Origin of the sequence: Bacillus sp. SIMBA_008 (assembly GCF_046535495.1) — a bacterium.
Lineage (GTDB): Bacteria > Bacillota > Bacilli > Bacillales > Bacillaceae > Bacillus > Bacillus subtilis.
On the sequence record NZ_JAWRWL010000121.1, the window covers coordinates 1 to 359 of the forward strand.

General features: G+C 41.5%; 1 protein-coding gene. It reads right to left on the reverse strand.

The window, feature by feature from the left end:
• Positions 1-359 (reverse strand): AMP-binding enzyme (locus SB658_RS22435; RefSeq protein WP_410602421.1); only part of this gene is annotated, 359 nt, incomplete at both ends.

Here is a 359-nt window from a genome sequence, read left to right on the forward strand (position 1 = left end):
TTATATGTTTAGGCTCTTCTATTTCTGCAAGTGCTTTCCTGTCAATTTTCCCATTTGGTGTGAGAGGCAGCTGTTCAACCTGGATGATGACACCGGGAATCATATATTGCGGCAAAATGTCACCCAATTGCTCCCTCAAAGCTGCTCCGGATATTTTATATTCTGCGGTTACAAATGCAGAAAGGTATTTGTCACCGTGAAGGTCGCACTTATCTATAACAACTGCTTCTTTTATCCCGCTTATTTTCAGAAGCTGGCTTTCTATTTCATCAGTTTCAATCCGGAAGCCTCTGATTTTGACTTGATTATCAATTCTCCCCAAAAATTCTATGTTTCCGTCAGGAAGCCACCTTGCCAAG